This is a genomic window from Amycolatopsis sp. NPDC047767 (assembly GCF_040704195.1).
Taxonomy (GTDB): domain Bacteria; phylum Actinomycetota; class Actinomycetes; order Mycobacteriales; family Pseudonocardiaceae; genus Amycolatopsis.
Genome location: NZ_JBEYSJ010000020.1, coordinates 71,571 through 91,073, shown reverse-complemented (window position 1 = coordinate 91,073; position 19,503 = coordinate 71,571). Strand labels below are relative to the sequence as shown.

Annotated in this window: 13 protein-coding genes; 4 read left to right on the top strand and 9 right to left on the bottom strand. The window is 71.6% G+C overall.

Annotated elements, in window-relative coordinates:
• Nucleotides 1-129 precede the first annotated feature (129 nt).
• The 5 genes from AB0878_RS31010 to AB0878_RS30990 all read right to left on the bottom strand — a co-directional run bounded on the left by AB0878_RS31010 (nucleotide 130) and on the right by AB0878_RS30990 (nucleotide 4,591).
• Nucleotides 130-753 carry a hypothetical protein gene (locus tag AB0878_RS31010; protein WP_366583757.1) on the bottom strand — a complete coding sequence of 208 codons (624 nt, stop codon included), beginning with the start codon at nucleotides 751-753 and terminating at the stop codon, nucleotides 130-132.
• Entirely contained in the window at nucleotides 750-1,496 is a 747-nt protein-coding gene (locus AB0878_RS31005) for a succinate dehydrogenase/fumarate reductase iron-sulfur subunit (protein ID WP_285969195.1), read from the bottom strand. The genes AB0878_RS31010 and AB0878_RS31005 overlap by 4 nt, the downstream gene beginning before the upstream one ends.
• Complete coding sequence (locus AB0878_RS31000) at nucleotides 1,493-3,412, bottom strand: fumarate reductase/succinate dehydrogenase flavoprotein subunit (RefSeq protein WP_366583756.1); 1,920 nt, start codon at nucleotides 3,410-3,412, stop codon at nucleotides 1,493-1,495. The genes AB0878_RS31005 and AB0878_RS31000 overlap by 4 nt, the downstream gene beginning before the upstream one ends.
• Before the next feature lie 64 nt (nucleotides 3,413-3,476).
• On the bottom strand, nucleotides 3,477-4,307 hold the full coding sequence (locus AB0878_RS30995) for a hypothetical protein (protein WP_366583755.1): 831 nt from the start codon (nucleotides 4,305-4,307) through the stop codon (nucleotides 3,477-3,479).
• Nucleotides 4,304-4,591: a hypothetical protein gene (locus AB0878_RS30990; RefSeq protein ID WP_220238087.1), complete on the bottom strand. Its 288-nt coding sequence runs from the start codon at nucleotides 4,589-4,591 to the stop codon at nucleotides 4,304-4,306. The genes AB0878_RS30995 and AB0878_RS30990 overlap by 4 nt, the downstream gene beginning before the upstream one ends.
• Nucleotides 4,592-4,899: 308 nt before the next feature.
• On the opposite strand from AB0878_RS30990, the gene AB0878_RS30985 reads away from it, so the two are divergent.
• From AB0878_RS30985 to eda, 3 genes are all read left to right on the top strand, one after another.
• Nucleotides 4,900-6,126, top strand: a complete 1,227-nt coding sequence (locus AB0878_RS30985) for a cytochrome P450 (protein ID WP_366583754.1) — start codon at nucleotides 4,900-4,902, stop codon at nucleotides 6,124-6,126.
• Nucleotides 6,127-6,316: 190 nt separating this feature from the next.
• Nucleotides 6,317-8,242: a phosphogluconate dehydratase gene (gene edd / locus AB0878_RS30980; protein WP_366583753.1), complete on the top strand. Its 1,926-nt coding sequence runs from the start codon at nucleotides 6,317-6,319 to the stop codon at nucleotides 8,240-8,242.
• On the top strand, nucleotides 8,239-8,865 hold the full coding sequence (gene eda, locus AB0878_RS30975; RefSeq protein ID WP_366583752.1) for a bifunctional 4-hydroxy-2-oxoglutarate aldolase/2-dehydro-3-deoxy-phosphogluconate aldolase: 627 nt from the start codon (nucleotides 8,239-8,241) through the stop codon (nucleotides 8,863-8,865). The genes edd and eda overlap by 4 nt, the downstream gene beginning before the upstream one ends.
• Before the next feature lie 333 nt (nucleotides 8,866-9,198).
• Here the strand turns inward: eda and AB0878_RS30970 are convergent, their stop codons facing one another.
• From AB0878_RS30970 to AB0878_RS30955, 4 genes are all read right to left on the bottom strand, one after another.
• Nucleotides 9,199-9,726, bottom strand: coding sequence for a regulatory protein RecX (locus AB0878_RS30970; protein ID WP_366583831.1), 528 nt, complete (start codon nucleotides 9,724-9,726; stop codon nucleotides 9,199-9,201).
• A gap of 414 nt (nucleotides 9,727-10,140) precedes the next feature.
• On the bottom strand, nucleotides 10,141-11,190 hold the full coding sequence (gene recA / locus AB0878_RS30965; RefSeq protein WP_366583751.1) for a recombinase RecA: 1,050 nt from the start codon (nucleotides 11,188-11,190) through the stop codon (nucleotides 10,141-10,143).
• Nucleotides 11,191-11,437: 247 nt separating this feature from the next.
• Nucleotides 11,438-11,632: a DUF3046 domain-containing protein gene (locus tag AB0878_RS30960; RefSeq protein ID WP_360605301.1), complete on the bottom strand. Its 195-nt coding sequence runs from the start codon at nucleotides 11,630-11,632 to the stop codon at nucleotides 11,438-11,440.
• Nucleotides 11,633-11,707: 75 nt separating this feature from the next.
• On the bottom strand, nucleotides 11,708-13,549 hold the full coding sequence (locus tag AB0878_RS30955; RefSeq protein ID WP_366583750.1) for an Hsp70 family protein: 1,842 nt from the start codon (nucleotides 13,547-13,549) through the stop codon (nucleotides 11,708-11,710).
• A 317-nt stretch (nucleotides 13,550-13,866) separates the two neighbouring features.
• On the opposite strand from AB0878_RS30955, the gene AB0878_RS30950 reads away from it, so the two are divergent.
• Nucleotides 13,867-18,543, top strand: a complete 4,677-nt coding sequence (locus tag AB0878_RS30950; protein ID WP_366583830.1) for an ATP-dependent helicase — start codon at nucleotides 13,867-13,869, stop codon at nucleotides 18,541-18,543.
• The last annotated feature ends 960 nt before the right edge of the window (nucleotides 18,544-19,503 follow it).

The window sequence follows — 19,503 nt, the reverse complement described above, 5'->3', positions numbered from 1 at the left end:
GGGTCCGGGCCGTCCACATCGGGCCCTACCGCGATGATCCACCGGCCCTCGACGAGCACGTTCGCCGCGTCGGTGGTGCCGCATTCGGGGTCGAAAACCCGGACGTTCTTGATGAGCACGCCACCGGCCTCAAGCACCGAGTTCCGCCGCAGCCAACGCGATCGTCTCCTCTGCCAACGGCAAGAGCTCCGCTTCCCGAGCAGCAGCCGCACGGGAGAGCCGCGTGACGTCGTCGACCCACCGCCGCGTGGCGGCGTCCGGTTCGCCGATCCGCGCGAAACCCCGGTCCAGTAAGCCGGTCGCATCGGCCAGGCGGCCGCGGGCGACGGCCTTGATCGCGCCGAGGGCGTTGGCCAGTGCGCTCGCCGGGCGGGACCACTCGCCGTCGCGGGCGTGCGCCGCGGGGTCGCCGGGACCGGGATCGGGAGCCGCCGAAGTCTCTCGCACCGCCAAGTCCAGGCGCCAGAACAGGGGCACCCCCGCGAAGCGGACGAACAGCAGCCGGCGTTGCGCTGAGTGGAAGAAGTCGGGCGAAGTGCGTACGGCGGCGACCGGGCGTACGCGGTCCAACACCTCCCGGACGTCGGCCAAGCAAGCGGGCACGAGCCCATCGGGGACGAGCCACTCCACGTCGATGTCGCTGAAGGCGTCGGCGGTGCCGGCGGCGAGTGAGCCTCGCAGCCGGGCCACCGACGAAGGGCACGCAGCGGTCAGCGCGGTGGCGACGGCGTCGGCCAGCTGCGCGCGCGTCACCTGCGGAAGAGCTTGTTGCCCAGCCACACGATCGGGTCGTACTTGCGGTCGGCGACCCGTTCCTTCATCGGGATCAGGGCGTTGTCGGTGATGTGGATGCCTTCCGGGCAGACCTCGCTGCAGCACTTCGTGATGTTGCAGTACCCGAGGCCGTGCTCCTCCTGTGCGGCGTCACGACGGTCGGCCACGTCGAGCGGGTGCATTTCCAGCTCGGCGATGCGCATGAGGTACCGCGGGCCCGCGAACGACTCCTTGTTCTCCTCGTGATCGCGCACCACGTGGCAGGTGTTCTGGCACAGGAAGCACTCGATGCACTTGCGGAACTCCTGCGAGCGCTCGACGTCCACCTGCTGCATCCGGTACTCCCCCGGCTTCAGGTCCGGGGGCGGCGTGAACGACGGGATCTCGCGGGCCTTGGTGTAGTTGAAGGACACGTCCGTCACGAGGTCGCGGATCACGGGGAACGTGCGCATCGGCGTGACGGTGATGACCTCGTCCTCGGTGAACGTCGACATGCGCGTCATGCACATCAGGCGCGGTTTGCCGTTCACCTCGGCCGAGCAGGAGCCGCACTTGCCCGCCTTGCAGTTCCAGCGCACGGCGAGGTCGGAGGCCTGCGTGGCCTGCAAGCGGTGGATGATGTCGAGGACGACCTCGCCCTCGTTCACCTCCACCTTGAAGTCCTGCAGCTCGCCGCCGGTCTCGTCGCCGCGCCACACCCGGAAACTGGCCTTGTAGCTCACGCGTTCCTCCCGGAGTGGTTCTCCAGCTCGGCGTCGGTGAAGTACTTGCCGAGCTCGTCGAGCTCGAACAGCTCGAGCAGGTCCTCCCGGAGCGGGATCTGCTCCTTCTCCACCACGTCGACGTCCGGTACCACGGGATTGTCCCCCGCATTCGCCGAACACACCAGCAGCTTGTGCCGCCAATCGGCGTCCATGCTGGGGTAGTCGTCGCGCGTGTGGCCGCCACGGCTTTCGGTGCGCAGCAGCGCGGCGCGGGCGACGCACTCGCTCACCAGCAGCATGTTGCGCAGGTCCACGGCGAGGTGCCAGCCGGGGTTGAACTGCCGGTGGCCCTCCACGGTCACCTGCGCCATCCGCTGCCGGATCTCGCCGAGCTTCTCCAGCGCCTGGCGGATCTCGCCCGCCTTGCGGATGATGCCGACGAGGTCGTTCATCGACTGCTGCAGCTCGGTGTGCAGCGTGTACGGGTTCTCGGCCACGCCCTGAGCGGGCGGGTCGAACGGCGCCAGCGCCATCTTCGCGGCGGCGTCCACATCGGACTCCGCCACGGCCGGGCGCGCGTCGCCGAGCCCGTCCACATAGGACGCCGCGCCGAGACCCGCACGGCGGCCGAACACCAGCAGGTCGGACAGCGAGTTGCCGCCGAGGCGGTTGGAGCCGTGCATGCCACCGGAGCACTCCCCCGCCGCGAACAGGCCGGGCACGCTCGCCGCGCCCGTGTCCGGGTCGACCTCGATGCCGCCCATCACGTAGTGGCAGGTGGGCCCGACCTCCATGGCCTCCTTGGTGATGTCGACGTCGGCCAGCTCCTTGAACTGGTGGTACATCGACGGCAGCCGGCGGCGGATCTCCTCGGCAGGCAGGCGGCTCGCGATGTCGAGGTAGACGCCACCGTGCGGGGAGCCGCGGCCCTCCTTGACCTCGGAGTTGATGGCGCGGGCCACCTCGTCGCGCGGCAGCAGGTCGGGCGTGCGGCGGTTGTTGTCGGCGTCGGCGTACCAGCGGTCGGCCTCGTCCTCGCTGTCCGCGTACTGGCCCTTGAACACGTCGGGCACATACTCGAACATGAACCGCTTGTCCTCGGAGTTCTTGAGCACACCGCCGTCGCCGCGCACGCCCTCGGTGACGAGGATGCCCTTCACGCTCGGCGGCCAGACCATCCCCGTGGGGTGGAACTGCACGAACTCCATGTTGATCAGCTTCGCGCCCGCGCGCAGGGCCAGCGCGTGGCCGTCGCCGGTGTACTCCCACGAGTTCGACGTGACCTTGAACGACTTGCCGATACCGCCCGTCGCGAGCACCACGGCGGGCGCGTCGAACAGGATGAACCGCCCGCTCTCACGCCAGTAGCCGAACGCGCCGGCGATCTTGCCGTCGCTCAGGAGCAGCTCCGTGACGGTGCACTCGGCGAAGACCTTGATCCGCGCCTCGTAGTCGCCGTACTTCGCGAAATCCTCCTGCTGCAGCGAAACGATCTTCTGCTGCATCGTGCGGATCAGCTCGAGCCCCGTGCGGTCACCGACGTGCGCGAGGCGCGGGTAGGTGTGGCCGCCGAAGTTGCGCTGGCTGATGCGCCCGTCGGCCGTGCGGTCGAACAGCGCGCCGTAGGTCTCCAGCTCCCAGACGCGGTCCGGGGCCTCCTTCGCGTGCAGCTCGGCCATGCGCCAGTTGTTGAGGAACTTGCCGCCGCGCATGGTGTCGCGGAAGTGCACCTGCCAGTTGTCGTTCGGGTTCGCGTTGCCCATCGACGCCGCGCAGCCGCCCTCGGCCATCACGGTGTGAGCCTTGCCGAACAGGGACTTGCACACCACGGCGACGCTGAAACCGCGTTCGCGGGCCTCGATCACCGCGCGCAGACCGGCGCCGCCGGCACCGATCACCACCACGTCGTAGCTGTGCCGTTCGACCTCGGTCATGAATAGAGCCACCTCGGAGCTTGGACGCCGTTGTCTTACTACTGCCGGAGAGAGGGTGCCGACGCTAGCCGACGAAACGCAGATCCACGATGGCTCCGCTCGACACGAGCATCACGTAGAGGTCGGTCAGCACCAGCGTGCCGAGCGTGGTCCACGCGAGCTGCATGTGCCGGGTGTTGAGCTTCGAGACCTGCGTCCAGACCCAGTACCGGACGGGATGTTTCGAGAAGTGCTTCAGCCTGCCGCCGGTGACGTGCCGGCACGAGTGACAGGAGAGCGTGTACGCCCAGAGCAGCACCACGTTCGCGACGATGATGATGTTGCCCAGCCCGAAGCCGAACCCGCTGGGGCTCTGGAACGCGACCACGGCGTCGTAGGTGTTCACCAGCGACACGATCACCGCGACGTAGAAGAAGTAGCGGTGCACGTTCTGGATGATCAGCGGCAGCTTCGTCTCGCCGGTGTACTTCCCGTGCGGCTCGGCCACGGCGCACGCGGGCGGCGAGAACCAGACCGAGCGGTAGTACGCCTTGCGGTAGTAGTAGCAGGTCAGGCGGAAGCCGAGCAGGAACGGCAGGACCAGCGCCCCGAGCGGGATCCAGCTCGGGAAGTCGCCGAACCAGTGCCCGAAGTGGCTCGAGCCTTCGACGCAGGAAGTGGACACGCACGGCGAGTAGAACGGCGTCAGGTAGTGGTAGTCGGGCACCCAGTACGCGGTGCGCACGAAGGCGCGAACGGTCGCGTAGACGATGAAGGTCGCCAGCCCCAGCACGGTGAGCAGGGGTTGCAGCCACCACCGGTCGGTGCGCAACGTCCGGTCGGCCAGAAGCGCCCGCCCCGGGGAGCGGACGCCGGCGCCGGCCCGGCTGACGTCGTTGTCAGCGGGGGCGCTCACCGCTGGTCGCGCTTGTAGCCGCCAACGCCCTCGTCATCGGCGCCTTGCCACAACGCCGGATCGTAAGGAGTGTCCGGGACGGGCACGCGGTCCACGGGTTTCGCCTGCGCCGGCACGGCGTGCGGGTGGCCGTCCAGCTCCGCGGTGTCGATGTCGAGGCGCTCGACATCGTTGGCCAGCCGGCGCACCGCCGACGCGTCGCCGTACCGAGAGCGCAGGGCGCCCACGCACTGCCGCAACTGGCCGATGGTGCGCCGCAGTTCGGCGAGCTCTGTGGTGGACATCGGGAGCCTCCCTGTTCGGTGGGGCTGACAGGAACCGGGTGACGATCACTTTCGCCACGTACGACTCTGCCTCGCGTTGTGCTATGTGACAAGTAGCACATTCCCTAGCGTATTGCCTCTTGACCTTGGGAGTCGACCCCTCCCGGGGCGTGTCGTGGCGGACCGGCCGTGGGGGTGCTGGTCAGGCGGTGGATGCGAGGCGGGTTTCAGTCCGGACACGGCTGCGACGGAGGTGTCAGAGCGGTATCAGGGCCGTGTCAGCCGGTGCCGCCAGAGTGGTCCCCAAGACCACCACGAAAGGAAGTCCCATGAGCCAGACGGTGTCCGTCCCGCAGGGGTTGCCGATGGAGCGCGACGCGGGACCGTTCGATCCGCCGCGGGAGATCACGCGGTTGCGGGAGGCGCGGCCGGTCAGTCCGATGCTCTTCCCGGACGGGCACGAGGGCTGGCTGGTCACCGGGTACGACGAGGTGCGGCAGCTGCTGGCCGACACGCGCTTCAGCTCGCGGCAGGACCTGGGGGTCATGCACGTGCCCTACGAGACGCCCGGGATGCCGCCCGCCACGGAGCCGTCGCCGCAGGTGCCCGGGTTGTTCATCGCGATGGATCCGCCGGACCACACGCGGCTGCGGCGCAAGCTGACGGGCGCGTTCACCGTGAAGCGGATGAAGCAGCTGGAGGACCACATCGCCGAGGTCGTGGAGCGGCAGCTGGACGCGATGGCGCGGCTGACGCCGACGGTGGACCTCGTGAAGGAGTTCGCGTTGCCGGTGCCGTCGCTGGTGATCTGCGAGCTGCTGGGGGTGCCGTACGAGGACCGGGCCGACTTCCAGGCCAACTCCGCGAAGTTCCTGGTCAAGGAGCAGGAGCTCGAGGAGAAGATGGCGGCCTACGGTGCGCTGACCACGTACCTCGGCACTCTGGTGGCGGGAAAGCGCGAGAACCCGGGCGAGGACATCCTGTCCGACCTGGCCCGGCAGGAGGACCTCAGCATCGAGGAGCTCACCGGCATCGCGTTCCTGCTGCTGCTCGCCGGCCACGAGACCACGGCGAACATGCTGGCGCTCGGCACGTTCGCGCTGCTGGAACACCCCGAGCAGCTGGCCGAGCTGCGCGCCGACCCGGAGCTGCTGCCCGGGGCCGTCGAGGAGCTCATGCGGTACCTGTCGGTGGTCGACATCAACTTCCGCTACGCCACCGAAGACCTCGAGCTCGGCGGCGAGACGATCCCGGCCGGTTCGACCGTCGTCGTCTCGACGCTGGCCGCCAACCACGACCCGCGGCGCTTCGAGAACCCGGACACGCTGGACATCCGCCGCAACTCGCGCGGCCAGCTGGCGTTCGGCCACGGCGTGCACCAGTGCCTCGGCCAGCAGCTGGCCCGCATCGAGATGCGCGCCGGGTTCGCGGCGCTGCTGCGGCGCTTCCCGACCCTGGAGCTCGCGATCCCCGCTGACCAGGTGAAACTCCGGACGGACATGAACATCTACGGCGTCCACGAGCTGCCCGTCACCTGGACGACCACGGCCCCGTGAGCCCGGAACGAGCGAGCCGCACCCGACACGCGGGTGCGGCTCGCTGTTTGCCGGGATTTACTGAATCGATTTTGATAACCCGCCCGACACCGGCTACCGTGGTGGCCGTCACGTTCCTGAGACGCCAGTGCTGCCGTCCCGCGGACCCCACCACGCAGGACCCCACCACGAAGTGAGCCGGGAGCCGGACATGAGCAGCACACCCGACCCGGCGGTGCACCCCGTCGTCGCCGAGGTCACCGCCCGCATCGTCGAACGCAGCGCCGAAACGCGCGCCGCCCACCTCGCCCGCAGCGCCGCCGCCCACGAAGAAGGCCCGGTGCGCCGCGGTCTCGCGTGCAGCAACCTCGCGCACGGGTTCGCCGCGATGGACGGCGTGGACAAGGCGGCGCTGCGCGAGCTGCGCGCGCCGGGCGTGGCGATCGTGTCGTCCTACAACGACCTGCTGTCGGCCCACCAGCCGATGCAGGAGTACCCCTCGTGGCTGAAGAAGTCGGTGCGCGCGGCAGGCGGCGTCGCGCAGTTCGCGGGTGGCGTGCCCGCGATGTGCGACGGGGTCACGCAGGGCCGGCCGGGCATGGAGCTGTCGCTGTTCAGCCGCGAGGTGATCGCGATGGCGACGGCGATCGCACTGTCCCACGACCTGTTCGACGCGTCGCTGCTGCTGGGCGTGTGCGACAAGATCGTGCCCGGGCTGCTGATCGGCGCGCTGTCGTTCGGGCACCTGCCGGCGATCCTGGTGCCGGCCGGGCCGATGAACTCCGGCTTGCCCAACAAGGAAAAGGCCCGCGTGCGCCAGCTCTACGCCGAGGGTCTCGCGACGCGCGAAGACCTGCTCGACGCGGAAGCGGCGTCGTACCACTCGGCCGGCACGTGCACCTTCTACGGCACGGCCAACTCGAACCAGATGGTCGTCGAGGTGATGGGCCTGCACCTGCCGGGTGCGAGCTTCGTGCCGCCCAACACGCCGCTGCGCCAAGCGTTGACGGAGGAGGCCGGGCGGCGCGTGGTCGAGCTGTCGCGTGGCGCGTCCTACACGCCGGTTTCCCGGGTGCTGGACGAAAAAGCGTTCGTGAACGGCATCATCGCGCTGCTCGCCACGGGTGGTTCGACCAACCACACGATGCACCTCGTGGCGATCGCCGCGGCGGCGGGCATCCAGCTGACGTGGGACGACTTCTCGGACCTGTCTGCCGTCGTGCCGCTGCTGGCGCGCGTGTACCCGAACGGCAGCGCGGACATCAACCACTTCCACGCCGCCGGCGGCATCCAGTTCCTGGTCGGCACGCTGCTCGACGCCGGGTTCCTGCACGAGGACGTGCACACCGTCGCCGGGTTCGGGCTGCGCCGCTACACGCAGGAGCCGATCCTGTCCGACGGCGAGCTGGTTTGGCGCGACGTGCCCACCCGCAGCCTCGACGAAGACGTGCTGCGCCCAGTGTGGCGGCCGTTCGCGCCGGACGGCGGGCTGCGCATGGTCGCCGGCAATCTCGGCCGGGCCGTGACGAAGGTGTCGGCGGTGGCGCCGGAGCACCGCGTGGTGCAGGCGCCGGCGCGGGTGTTCACGTCGCAGGAGGCGTTCGCGGTCGCGTTCGAGGCCGGTGAGCTGGACCGTGACGTCGTGGTGGTGCTGCGGCAGCAGGGGCCGCAGGCCAACGGCATGCCGGAGCTGCACGGCCTCACGCCGGCGCTGGGTGTGCTGATGGACCGTGGTTTCCAGGTCGCGCTGCTCACCGACGGGCGCATGTCGGGCGCGTCGGGCAAGATCCCGGCGGCCATCCAGGTCACGCCGGAGGCCGCGGTGGGCGGGCCGATCGCCCGCATCGCCGACGGTGACGTCGTCCGCTTCGACGCCCGCTCCGGCACGCTCGACGTGCTGGTCGACGCCGACGAGTTCGCGCACCGTGATCTTCTGGACGCTCCGCCGTCGTTCGTGGAAGGCACCGGCCGGGAGCTGTTCGGCGCGCTGCGCCGCGCAGTGGGTCCCGCCGACCAGGGCGCGAGCGTCTTCGGCCCGCTGACGGCCGAGCTGGACCTGCTCCGCGGCGCGCCCGCCGGGCGGGGCACACTCGGACTGCCGTTGCACACCTTGGAAACCCAGGAGGTCGGTCAGTGACCACCGGTCCGGACCTGCTCGCCCTTTCGCCCGTGATGCCCGTGGTCGTGATCGACGACGTCGACGACGCCGTGCCCACCGCGCGCGCGTTGCTCGCCGGCGGGATCGGGGTGATCGAGCTGACGCTGCGGACGCCCGTGGCCCTCGCTGCGATCGAGCGCGTGGCCGCGGAGGTGCCGGACATCGTCGTGGGCGCGGGCACAGTGACGTCGCCGGCGCAGGCCGCGCAGGCCGCCGATATGGGCGCGAAGTTCCTGGTGACGCCCGGCTGCACCGACGCCGTGCTCGACGCCTGCTTCGCCACCGGGCTGCCGTTCCTGCCGGGCGCCGCGACGGTGTCCGAGGCGATGCGCCTGGCCGAACGTGGCCTGACGGCTCTGAAGTTCTTCCCGGCGGAAGCCAGCGGCGGGGTGGCTTACCTGAAGTCGCTGACGGGACCGCTGCCGGACCTGCGCTTCTGCCCGACCGGCGGGATCACCGTGGACTCGGCGCCGTCGTACCTGGCGCTGCCGAACGTCGGCTGCATCGGCGGTTCTTGGCTGACGCCGGCGAAGCTGTTGGCGGCCAAGGACTTCGGGACGGTCGAGAAGCTGGCCGCCGAGGCCGCCGCGCTGCGCAGCTGAACCGCCTTGCTCTGCCGTTCCCCGTGCGGGGTGGGGAACGGCAGGGCCGCAGTGCTTCGCCGCAGCCGTTCCTCACCGCGGCCGTTCCTCACCGCAGCCGTGCCTCACCGCAGCCGTTCCTCACCGCAGCCGTTCCTCACCGCAGCCGTGCCTCACCGCAGCCGTAGGTCGTCGCAGCCGCGCCTCGCCGCGACCAGGCCTCGCCGCGACCGTGCTTCATCGCGACCATGCTTCATTGCGGCCGTGCTTCGCCGCGGTCGTGCGCCTGGCGAACCGCCGGGTCGTTCGAAGTTCGGCTTCCGGGAACGGGTTTCGCGGCGCCGGGTGGCGAGATCAGTCGATGGTGGCGTCGTCCAGGAGGCTGGATTCGGCGCCGAACTCGCGGAGCTCGTCGCGGATGACGGTGTAGGCGAGGCCCTGCGGGTAGCCCTTGCGGCCGAGGAAGCCGAGGAGGCGGCGGATGGCCGTCTGCTCGTCGACGTTGCCGAGGGACCCCAGGCGTTTGCGAACGAGCTCACGGGCCCGCTGTTCCTCCGCCTCGCGGTCGACCTCGCCGGCGGCCTGGGTGGCGATCTCGTCGTCGACGCCTTTGCGGCGCAGCTCGGCGACGAGCGCCGTGCGAGAGAGGCCCTGACCGGCGTGCCGGGCTTTGACCCACATCTCGGCGAACTCGGCGTCGTTGACGAGGCCGGCGCGGTCGAGCTTGCCGAGCAGGGTTTCGGTGGTGTCGTCGTCGAAACCCTTGCGCCGCAACGTCTGCCGCAGCTCCTCGACAGTTCGCGGCCGCGCCGCCAGGAGATCGAAGCAGATCTCCTTGGCTTTCTTGGCCCGCTCCTCCGGCGGCAGCTCCGCCGGCTCCACCTTCGGCGCCCTCGCCACTACGCCCTTCCTCCCTCACGCACCCTCTGCACCTCCGCCCCGCCGAGCCCTCTCCGCCCGACGACGCGCCACCACTCCCCCACCCACGGGCCGACCCGGCCACGCGGGCGAACTCACCTCACCAACGCAACTACGCCAGGTTCTGCAAACTTGCCTAGCGAGGCTTGGTGCGGGTTCGCACCCCACAAGACACCGACGAGAGAAACCGGCGAGCGCCCTCAACGAGCACGCCACACCCATCCCTCCCCGGCGACTTCACCTCACCAACGCAACCCCGCCGGGGGTCCAGGGGGCTTGCCCCCTGGCGGGGGTGTGGGGGTTCGACCCCCACAAGACACCACGGAAGGGGATCGGCGAGCGCTCACCGCGAACGCACCCCACCCCTCCCCTTCCCGATCAGAAGTCGACCGGCGCCGGAACCGCAGCTTCGACGACCTCGGCGTCGACCTGCGGGCCGATGCCCAGCTTCTCCTTGATGCGCTTCTCGATCTCGTTGGCGATGTCCGGGTTGTCGCGCAGGAACTTCCGCGCGTTTTCCTTGCCCTGGCCGAGCTGGTCGCCCTCGTAGGTGTACCAGGCGCCGGACTTGCGCAGGATGCCCTGGTCGACGCCCATGTCGATGAGCGAACCCTCGCGGGAGACGCCGACGCCGTAGAGGATGTCGAACTCGGCCTGCTTGAAGGGCGGGGCCATCTTGTTCTTCACGACCTTGACGCGGGTGCGGTTGCCGACCGGCTCGCCGCCGTCCTTGAGGGTCTCGATGCGGCGCACGTCGAGGCGGATCGAGGCGTAGAACTTCAGCGCCTTACCACCGGTCGTGGTCTCCGGGGACCCGAACATGACGCCGATCTTCTCGCGCAGCTGGTTGATGAAGATCGCGGTGGTGCCGGAGTTGTTCATCGCACCTGTCATCTTGCGCAGCGCCTGGCTCATCAGCCGGGCCTGGAGGCCGACGTGCGAGTCGCCCATTTCGCCCTCGATCTCGGCGCGCGGCACGAGCGCGGCGACGGAGTCGATGACCAGGATGTCGAGCGCGCCGGAGCGGATCAGCATGTCCGCGATCTCCAGCGCCTGCTCACCGGTGTCCGGCTGGGAGACCAGCAGCGCGTCGGTGTCCACGCCGAGCTTCTTGGCGTACTCCGGGTCCAGCGCGTGCTCCGCGTCGATGAACGCCGCGATGCCGCCGTTCTTCTGCGCGTTGGCCACCGCGTGCAGGGCGACCGTGGTCTTACCGGAGGACTCCGGGCCGTACACCTCGATGACGCGGCCGCGGGGCAGCCCGCCGATGCCGAGTGCGACGTCGAGGGCGATCGCGCCGGTCGGGATCACGGCGATGGGCGCGCGGCCCTCTTCGCCGAGGCGCATCACCGAGCCCTTGCCGTACTGCTTGTCGATCTGCGCAAGGGCAAGTTCGAGCGCCTTGTCCTTGTCGGGTGCTGCTGGCATTGGGGTCCACCTCGCTGGTTGGCCTGTGTGGCTTGTTCGGTTGTCCAGATCAAGCTCTGTCCGGTCCGACGCTACGGGGAGGGACCGACAATTCCCGGCACGGCGACCGATCTGTGGATCGCCGGCCCCCGGTGTGCACAACACTGTAGACGAACAGGTGTTCGAGGATTGTGGCGACACGCCCGTCCGCTAGGATTTTTCGCCCTTCCGAGCTCCCCTTCCCCGGGACGAACCAGTGAACCGCAGGTCAGCGCCGTTCCGGCGGGATGTCGAAGGCTTCGCACACCTCACGCCAGATCTGCTTCGCCGGGATCCCCGCCGCCAGAGCCTGGTCGACGGTCCTCCCCCCGAGCCCGCTGAGCACGTGGTCCTGGGCCAGGACCTCGGCCCGTCCGGGGCCGAACTCGTCCGCCATGAGCCGCCGGAACACCGTGATACGCATCGGCCGAATGCTAACTCGCGACCTTCCCGGCGGCGCGAACGGCCCGTTCGCGCCGCGGCAGCGAACGAAAACTTCTCACTCGCCGGGCTGCACGCTCTGCTCGAAGTAGTCCGCCAGCGTCCCCGGGGTCGGTGCGGCGCCCTGACCTGCGGAATTGACCTGGTAGATGAACCCGGCGAGCGGCCGGTCGGACACCGTGAACACCAGCACCGCCGCGTTCTGCCCGGCCGCTGACGAGTAGTGGCCCTCCAGTCCGTTGCCCTTCCACGCGGCCTCCACGCGGTCGCCGCCGGCGGAGGCGAGCAGCCCGTCCGTGTACTGCTTCAGCACCGCGGCCGAGGTGCCCTGCACGTACGTCACCTGCGAGCCCGCGCGGCCCGGTGCCGCGCACGTCGAGGTGGCGCCGAGGCTCTGCGCGGGCGCGGCGGGGCCGTTGCCCATGCCTGGATGGCAGCCGCCGGTGTCGGCGATCTTCCCCGCGAGCTGGCGCAGGCACCCGGTGAGGCCCTGGGCGTCGGCCGGCCCGGGCGTGCGGCACTGGTCCGCGGTGTAGGTCTGCACCGACGAGGACGACGTCAGGAACACCGTGAGCCCCGCGGCGAGGACCACGACCACCGCCACCGCGACGCCTATCCACAGCTTCGTCCGGCTCTTCTTCGCCGGCGCGGCGGCAGCGGTGGCCGGCGAATACGTCGGGAAGTTCGACGGCGCCGGCCCCGCCGGGAAAGACGGCTGCGCGTACCCGGCCGGAGGCTGCTGCGGGGGCGGCGGCGGATACCCGCCCGGCGCGTACGCGGGCGCACCCACCGCGACCTGGCCTTCCACGTTCTGCGTCCGCATCGACAGCCCGTCGCGCGCCACGTGCTGCGCGCCGAGCGCCACGGCCGTTTCCGGCTGGTCGAGGCTCGCGGGCACCACGCCGATCTTCTCCGCGATCATCGAGCCGACCAGCGGCAGCCGGCTCGACCCGCCGACCAGGTAGATGCCCGCGAGGCGGTCCGGCGTGAGCCCGGCCGTCCGCAGTGTGCGCGCGAGCAGCTCCACGCTGCGCAGCATCGCCGGGCGCACCAGGCCTTCGAGCTCGCCGCGCGTGACCAGCACGTCCTTGAACGGCTCCGGCATCGGCACCTCGGTCTGCGGGTGCCGTGACAGCGCCTCCTTGGCCGCCTTCACGTCCTCCTGCAACGCGCGCCGCGTGCGCCGGTCCGCGGTGGACTCCGGCCGCAGAAGGCGTTGCCAGCGCTGGGGATCCGAGTGCGAGACCTCACGCCCCACGTGCACCATCAGCGCCTGGTCGACGTCGAGGCCACCGAGGTCGGGCAGGCCGTCTTCGGCGAGCACGACGTAGCCGTTCTGCGTCGCGCCGACCACGGCCACGTCGAACGTGCCCGCGCCCAGGTCGTACACCGCGAGCGCCTGACCGGGCGCGAGGCCCTTGCCCGGGAACGACGCGAAGTGCGCGGCCGCGGCGACGGGTTCGGGCACCAGGACCACGCTCGCGCCGATGCCCGCGAGCCGGGCCGAGGACAGCAGGACGTTGCGGCGCACCGGCCCCCACTGCGCGGGGTGCGTGAGGCGGACCTCGTCGGGCTGCTCGCCGCCGAGCTGGCGGGTCGTCTCGTCGAGCACGCGGCGCAGGATCGCGGCGAGGGCTTCGTTGACGGGCACGACGTCGGTGCCCAGCAGCAGCGTCTGCTCGTCGATGCGGCGTTTCGGGTTGGGCTCGAACCGGGTGGGGTCCAGGCGCGCGCGGCGCTCGGCGTCGCGGCCCACCATGATCGTGCCGTCCTCGCCGGCGAAGATCGCCGAGGGCATGTTGGCCGACCCGTCCACCTCGACGACCCGCGGCGGCCTGCCGTACGCCGAAAGGACGGCGACCGTGTTGGACGTCCCCAGGTCCACCGACAGGATCCGCACTTCCACTCCCCCTGTGTTTTCTGCCCCGGCTCCGCCGGGGCGTGCGAGATCGCCTCTGAGCCAGCTTCGGGATTGTACGGTCGGATCGGCCCGGGGGCCGATCGCACCGCACAATCCCGAAGCCGGCGCGATCTCGCTGGTGGGTCGCCTGGAGAGGACGACCGGGCGGAGGGGTTGGGGCGAGTGGTCATGGACGTGACGCAGTGCACGTCCGGATCGCCCGGTCGGGTGGTCGGCGGCGCCGTGACCTGGTCTTTCGCCGCGAAGGGACCGTTCGCGACAGCGGGAATCGGAAACTGTCGGGGGTGCCGCGCATCATGGAGGACGTGGCAGCAGACGTCCTCGACCTCTTCTCCCCCGCGACCCGCACGTGGTTCGAGGGGGCGTTCGCCGCGCCGACCGCGGCGCAGGAAGGGGCCTGGCGGGCCGCGCACGCCGGGCAGCACGCCCTGGTCGTGGCGCCCACCGGGTCCGGCAAGACGCTGTCCGCGTTCCTGTGGGCGCTCGACCGGCTGTCGGTGGAACCACCGCCGGTGGAGCCGCGCAAGCGCTGCCGGATCCTCTACGTCTCGCCGTTGAAGGCGCTGGCGGTCGACGTGCAGCGCAACCTGCGCGCGCCGCTCGCGGGGATCTCGCAGGCATCGCGGCGGCTGGGACTGCCGGTGCCGGAGATCGAGGTCGGCATGCGCACCGGCGACACCACGGCGGCCGAGCGCCGGTCGTTCGGCAAGACCCCGCCCGACGTGCTGGTGACCACGCCGGAGTCGCTGTTCCTCATCCTCACTTCGTCGGCGCGGGAGTCGCTCGCGGGTGTGGAGACGGTGATCGTCGACGAGGTCCACGCCGTGGCGGGCGGCAAGCGGGGCGCACACCTGGCGGTGTCCCTGGAGCGGCTCGATGCGCTGCTGCCGAAGCCCGCGCAGCGGATCGGACTGTCGGCCACCGTGCGGCCGGTCGACGAGGTGAGCTCCTTCCTCGCCGGCGGGCGGCCGGTCACGGTGGTGCAGCCGAAGCTCGCGAAGACCATCGAGGTCCGCGTCGAGGTGCCGGTGGAGGACATGGCGAACCTCGACGGGCCGGCGCCGTCGCCGATGGAGCGGCTGGAGAACCTCACGTCGTTGTCGCAGCTGCCTTCCGAGGGCGGCATCGGCACGCAGGAGGAGATCGCGGGCGCCGAGGTGAAGCGGCCGTCGATCTGGCCGGCGGTCGAGGAACGGGTGCTGGAGCTGATCCAGGCGCACCGGTCGACCATCGTGTTCGCCAACTCGCGGCGGCTCACCGAACGGCTCACGGCGCGGCTCAACGAGCTGGCGGCCGAGCAGACGGAGCTGCGGGCCGGCGACGCGTTCCCCGCCGAGGCGATCGGACAGTCCGGGCTCACGACCGGTGCGGTGCCGACGATCGCGCGCGCCCACCACGGGTCGATGTCGCGGGAGCAGCGCACCCACGTGGAAGAGGAACTGAAGTCCGGGCGGCTGCCGTGCGTGGTGGCGACGTCGTCGCTGGAGCTGGGCATCGACATGGGCGCGGTCGACCTCGTGGTGCAGATCGAGGCGCCGCCCACGGTCGCGTCGGGGCTGCAGCGGGTCGGGCGCGCCGGGCACCAGGTGGGGGCTGTGTCGTCCGGGGTGATGTTCCCCAAGTTCCGCGGTGACCTGGTGTCGTGCGCGGTGGTCGCGGAGCGGATGGCCGCGGGCGCGATCGAGGCCGTGCGGTACCCGCGCAACCCGCTCGACGTGCTGGCGCAGCACGTGGTGGCGATGGTGGCGCTCGAGTCGTGGACGGTGCCGGAGATCGCGGCGCTCGTGCGGCGGGCGGCACCGTTCTCCGCGTTGCCCGACGACGCGTTGCACGCGGTGCTCGACATGCTGGCCGGGCGGTACCCGAGCGAGGAGTTCGGCGAGCTGCGGGCGCGGATCACCTGGGACCGCGTGACCGGTGAGCTGCACGGGCGGCCGGGCTCGCAGCGGCTGGCGGTCACGTCGGGCGGCACGATCCCCGACCGCGGGCTGTTCACCGTGATGACACCGGGGGCCGACGACAAACCGGGCTCGCGCGTGGGCGAGTTCGACGAGGAGATGGTGTACGAGTCGCGTGTCGGCGACACCATCCTGCTGGGCACGTCGTCGTGGCGGATCACGGACATCACCCACGACCGCGTGATCGTGGTGCCTGCGCCGGGCGAGCCCGCGCGGATGCCGTTCTGGAAGGGCGACGCGGCGGGACGGCCGCTGGAGCTGGGGCGGGCGCTGGGCGCGTTCGTGCGGGAACTGTCCACTTCGGACAGCGCGGCGGCGCGGAACCGGGCCGCGGCGGCGGGCCTCGACCAGCGGGCGTGCGACAACCTGCTGGCGTACCTGGAGGAGCAGAAGGCGGCGACGCGGCATGTGCCGAACGACCGCACGATCCTGTTGGAGCGCTACCGCGACGAGCTGGGCGACTGGCGGATCGTGGTGCACTCGCCGTTCGGGGCGCAGGTCAATGCTCCGTGGGCGCTGGCGATCGCCGCGCGTTTGCGGGAGAACCGGGGTGTCGACGCGCAGGTGGCGCACTCCGACGACGGCATCGTGCTGCGGCTGCCCGACGCGCTCGACGCCGAGGGCGGCGAGGTCACCATCGGCGCCGACGACGTGCTGCTGGACCCGGAGGAGGTCGAGCAGCTGATCGTCGCAGAGGTCGGTGGGTCGGCGGTGTTCGCCGCACGGTTCCGCGAGTGCGCGGCGCGGTCGCTGCTGCTGCCGCGGCGCGACCCGCGGCGCCGGACGCCGTTGTGGCAGCAGCGGCAGCGGGCGTCACAGCTGCTGTCGGTGGCGGCGAAGTACGAGCGCTTCCCCGTGGTGCTGGAGGCGATGCGGGAGGTCCTGCAGGACGTCTACGACGTGGGCGGGCTGCGGGAGCTGATGGCCGACGTCCGGGCGCGGCGCGTGCGGCTGGTGGAGGTGGAGACGCCGGCGGCGTCGCCGTTCGCGCGGAGCCTGCTGTTCGGGTACGTCGGGATGTTCCTGTACGAGACCGACGCGCCGCTGGCCGAGCGGCGGGCGGCCGCGTTGTCGCTGGACTCCGGGTTGCTGGCCGAGCTGCTCGGCACGGAGGCGATCCGGGAGCTGCTGGATCCCGACGCCGTGCGCGAGGTGGAGCGGTCGCTGCAGCGGCTGGATCCGGAGCGGCACGCGCGTTCGGCGGAGGACGCGGCCGACCTGTTGCGGTTCCTCGGTGATCTGTCCACTGTGGAGGCTCTGGAACGGGGGATCCAGCCGGAGTGGCTGGAGGAGCTGGAAGCCGCGCGGCGGGCGATCCGGGTGCGGATCGCGGGCGAGGAACGGTTCCTGGCGATCGAGGACGCCGGGCGGGTGCGCGACGCGCTGGGGGTCGCGCTGCCGGTGGGGGTGCCCGAGGCGTTCACGGAACCGGTGGAGGACCCGCTGGGCGACCTGCTCGGGCGGTACGCGCGGATCCGCGCACCGTTCCCGGCTTCGGCGGCGGCCGCGCGGTTCGGGCTCGGCCCGGCGGTGGTCACGGGCGTGCTGGAGCGGCTGACCGGGCAGGGGCGGCTGGTCCGGGGTGAACTGAGCCCGGTCGGGCACCCGGACACCCACGGCGTGGGGCTCGAATACTGCGACGCGGCGGTGCTGCGGCGGCTGCGAAGGGCGTCGCTGGCGAAGCTGCGGGCGGAGGTCGAGCCCGTGGAGCCGGCGGCGCTGGGCCGGTTCCTGCCGTCGTGGCACGGGATCGGCGCGCGGGTGCGCTCGGCGCCGACGGCGGACGACGTGCTGTCGGTGGTCGAGCAGCTGGCGGGTGCGCCGTTGCCGGCGAGTGCCGTGGAGTCGCTGATCCTGCCGAGCCGGCTGCCGGGCTACTCCCCCGGCCTGCTCGACGAGCTCACCACGGCGGGCGAGGTCACGTGGGCGGGCTGCGGCGCGCTGTCCGGCGGGGACGGATGGCTGGCGCTCGCGCCGACGGACGTGGCCGACCTGTTGCTGCCGGAGGTCGAGGAGAACGCGCCGTCGAGCCCGGTGCACGAGGCTCTGCTGTCCACTTTGGAAGGTGGCGCACTGTTCTTCCGGCAGCTGGTGGACCGGGTTTCGCCGCAGCTGGAGTCGCCGCCGAACGACGGTGACATCGCGGGTGCGCTGTGGGATCTGGTGTGGGCCGGGCTGGTCACGGGCGACACGCTGGCACCGCTGCGCGCGCAGGTCGCGGGCCACGGCGCGCACAAACCTCGGCGGCAGGCTCCGCGCGGCCGGTACGCGCGGCTGCGGGCGGGGCGCCCGGCGATGCCGTCGCGCACCGGTCCGCCGACGGTCGCGGGACGCTGGGCCCTCACGCCGGCGCGGGAGACCGATCCGACGCGCCGGGCCCACGCGCGCACGGAGGCGTTCCTCGAACGGCACGGCGTGCTCACGCGCGGCGCCCTCGACACCGAACGGGTCACGGGCGGTTTTTCCGGGATTTACAAGGTGCTGCGCGGCATGGAGGACTCGGGGCAGGTCGTGCGCGGCTACGTGGTGGAGGGCCTCGGCGCGGCGCAGTTCGCGGCGAAGGGCGCGGTCGACCGCCTACGTGCCTTGTCGGGCCCCGCGCCCGGCACGGACGGCTGGTCCGGCTCTCCGGCCCGGGCCGGCAGCGACCGCGCGGTGGTCCTGGCCGCCGCCGACCCCGCCCAGCCCTACGGCGCGGCCCTGCCCTGGCCCGCCGCCACCGGCGACACGAAACACCGCCCCGCGCGCAAGGCCGGCGCCCTCGCGGTCCTCGTCGACGGCGTCCCCGCCCTCTACGTCGAACGCGGCGGCCGCTCCCTGCTGAGCTTCACCGAGGACCGCGCCCCCCTCCAAGCCGCGGCCGCGGGCCTCTCCACCGCCGTCCGCGAGGGCTGGCTGGGCCAACTGGCCGTCCAACGCGCCGACGGCGAACAAGCCCTCACCTCCGAACTCGCCGACGTCCTCCGCGAGGCCGGCTTCCGCGCAACCCCGAAGGGACTGCGATTGCGGGCCTGAGCGCCGCGGAGTGCCAGCGCGGCGGGCCCGGCCGCCGCAGAGTTCCCGGGCTGACGCCAAGGACCGCTGCTACACACCCGCCCGCCGCCGATCCGAAACAGCGGCGCGGCCCGCGGTCGCACTCCTGAACACCGCGGGCCCGCGCGACGGCGAAGAAAGGCCGGTGCCGGTTTGACCATCTCGGTCGACCGACGACACCGAAGCGCCAGCGGCCGCCGCCCAGATGCCACGGACTCCGGCCGTGCTCCCGAGCGCTGCGGAGTAGGCACTGAACGGAGGATCTGCGACTGAGCACCCGACCGCCGCAAGTCAGAGCGACGGCGACGAACCGCCGATGCCGGAAGGGCGGCCGGCTGCTCGCCCAGGTACCACGGGCGCCGGTGCGCTCGTGACTGCCACGGATGGGAGCCGAGGCCGAAGGCTCGGTGAGTGTGGAGCTCGCCGCCGCAGGGGTGGTTGTGGCTGGGTGGCCGCCGCGAGCGGTGGAGGGCGGCGAGGGGCGGTGGCGGCCCGGCGCAGCGCGAAGGCAGGGCGGGAGGACTGCGGCTGCGCAGCCGACCGCTGTGGGTCGTGGCCGACGGCGGAAGTCGTGCGCGGCCTGGGCGGGGTCGGCGAGGAGCTGCGGCGGGTGCGCGGCTGAGCGATGAAGAGTTCCGGGATCCGTCGAAGGACCTCGGACCGAGGGGCTGACCAGCCGTGGATGCCGGGTGGGGTGGGACGGGGTCGAGAGCGGAAGCGGTGCTCGGCCGGGGCCGGGCCGGCGAGAAGGGGCGCCGGGTGCGCGGCTAAGCGATGAAGAGTTCCGGGATCCGTCGAAGGGCTCCGGACCGAGGGGCTGACCAGCCGTGAGTGCCGGGTGGGGCTGGGTCGAGAGCGGAAGCGGTGCTCGGCCGGGGCCGGGCCGGCGAGAAGGGGCGCCGGGTGCGCGGCTAAGCGATGAAGAGTTCCGGGATCCGTCGA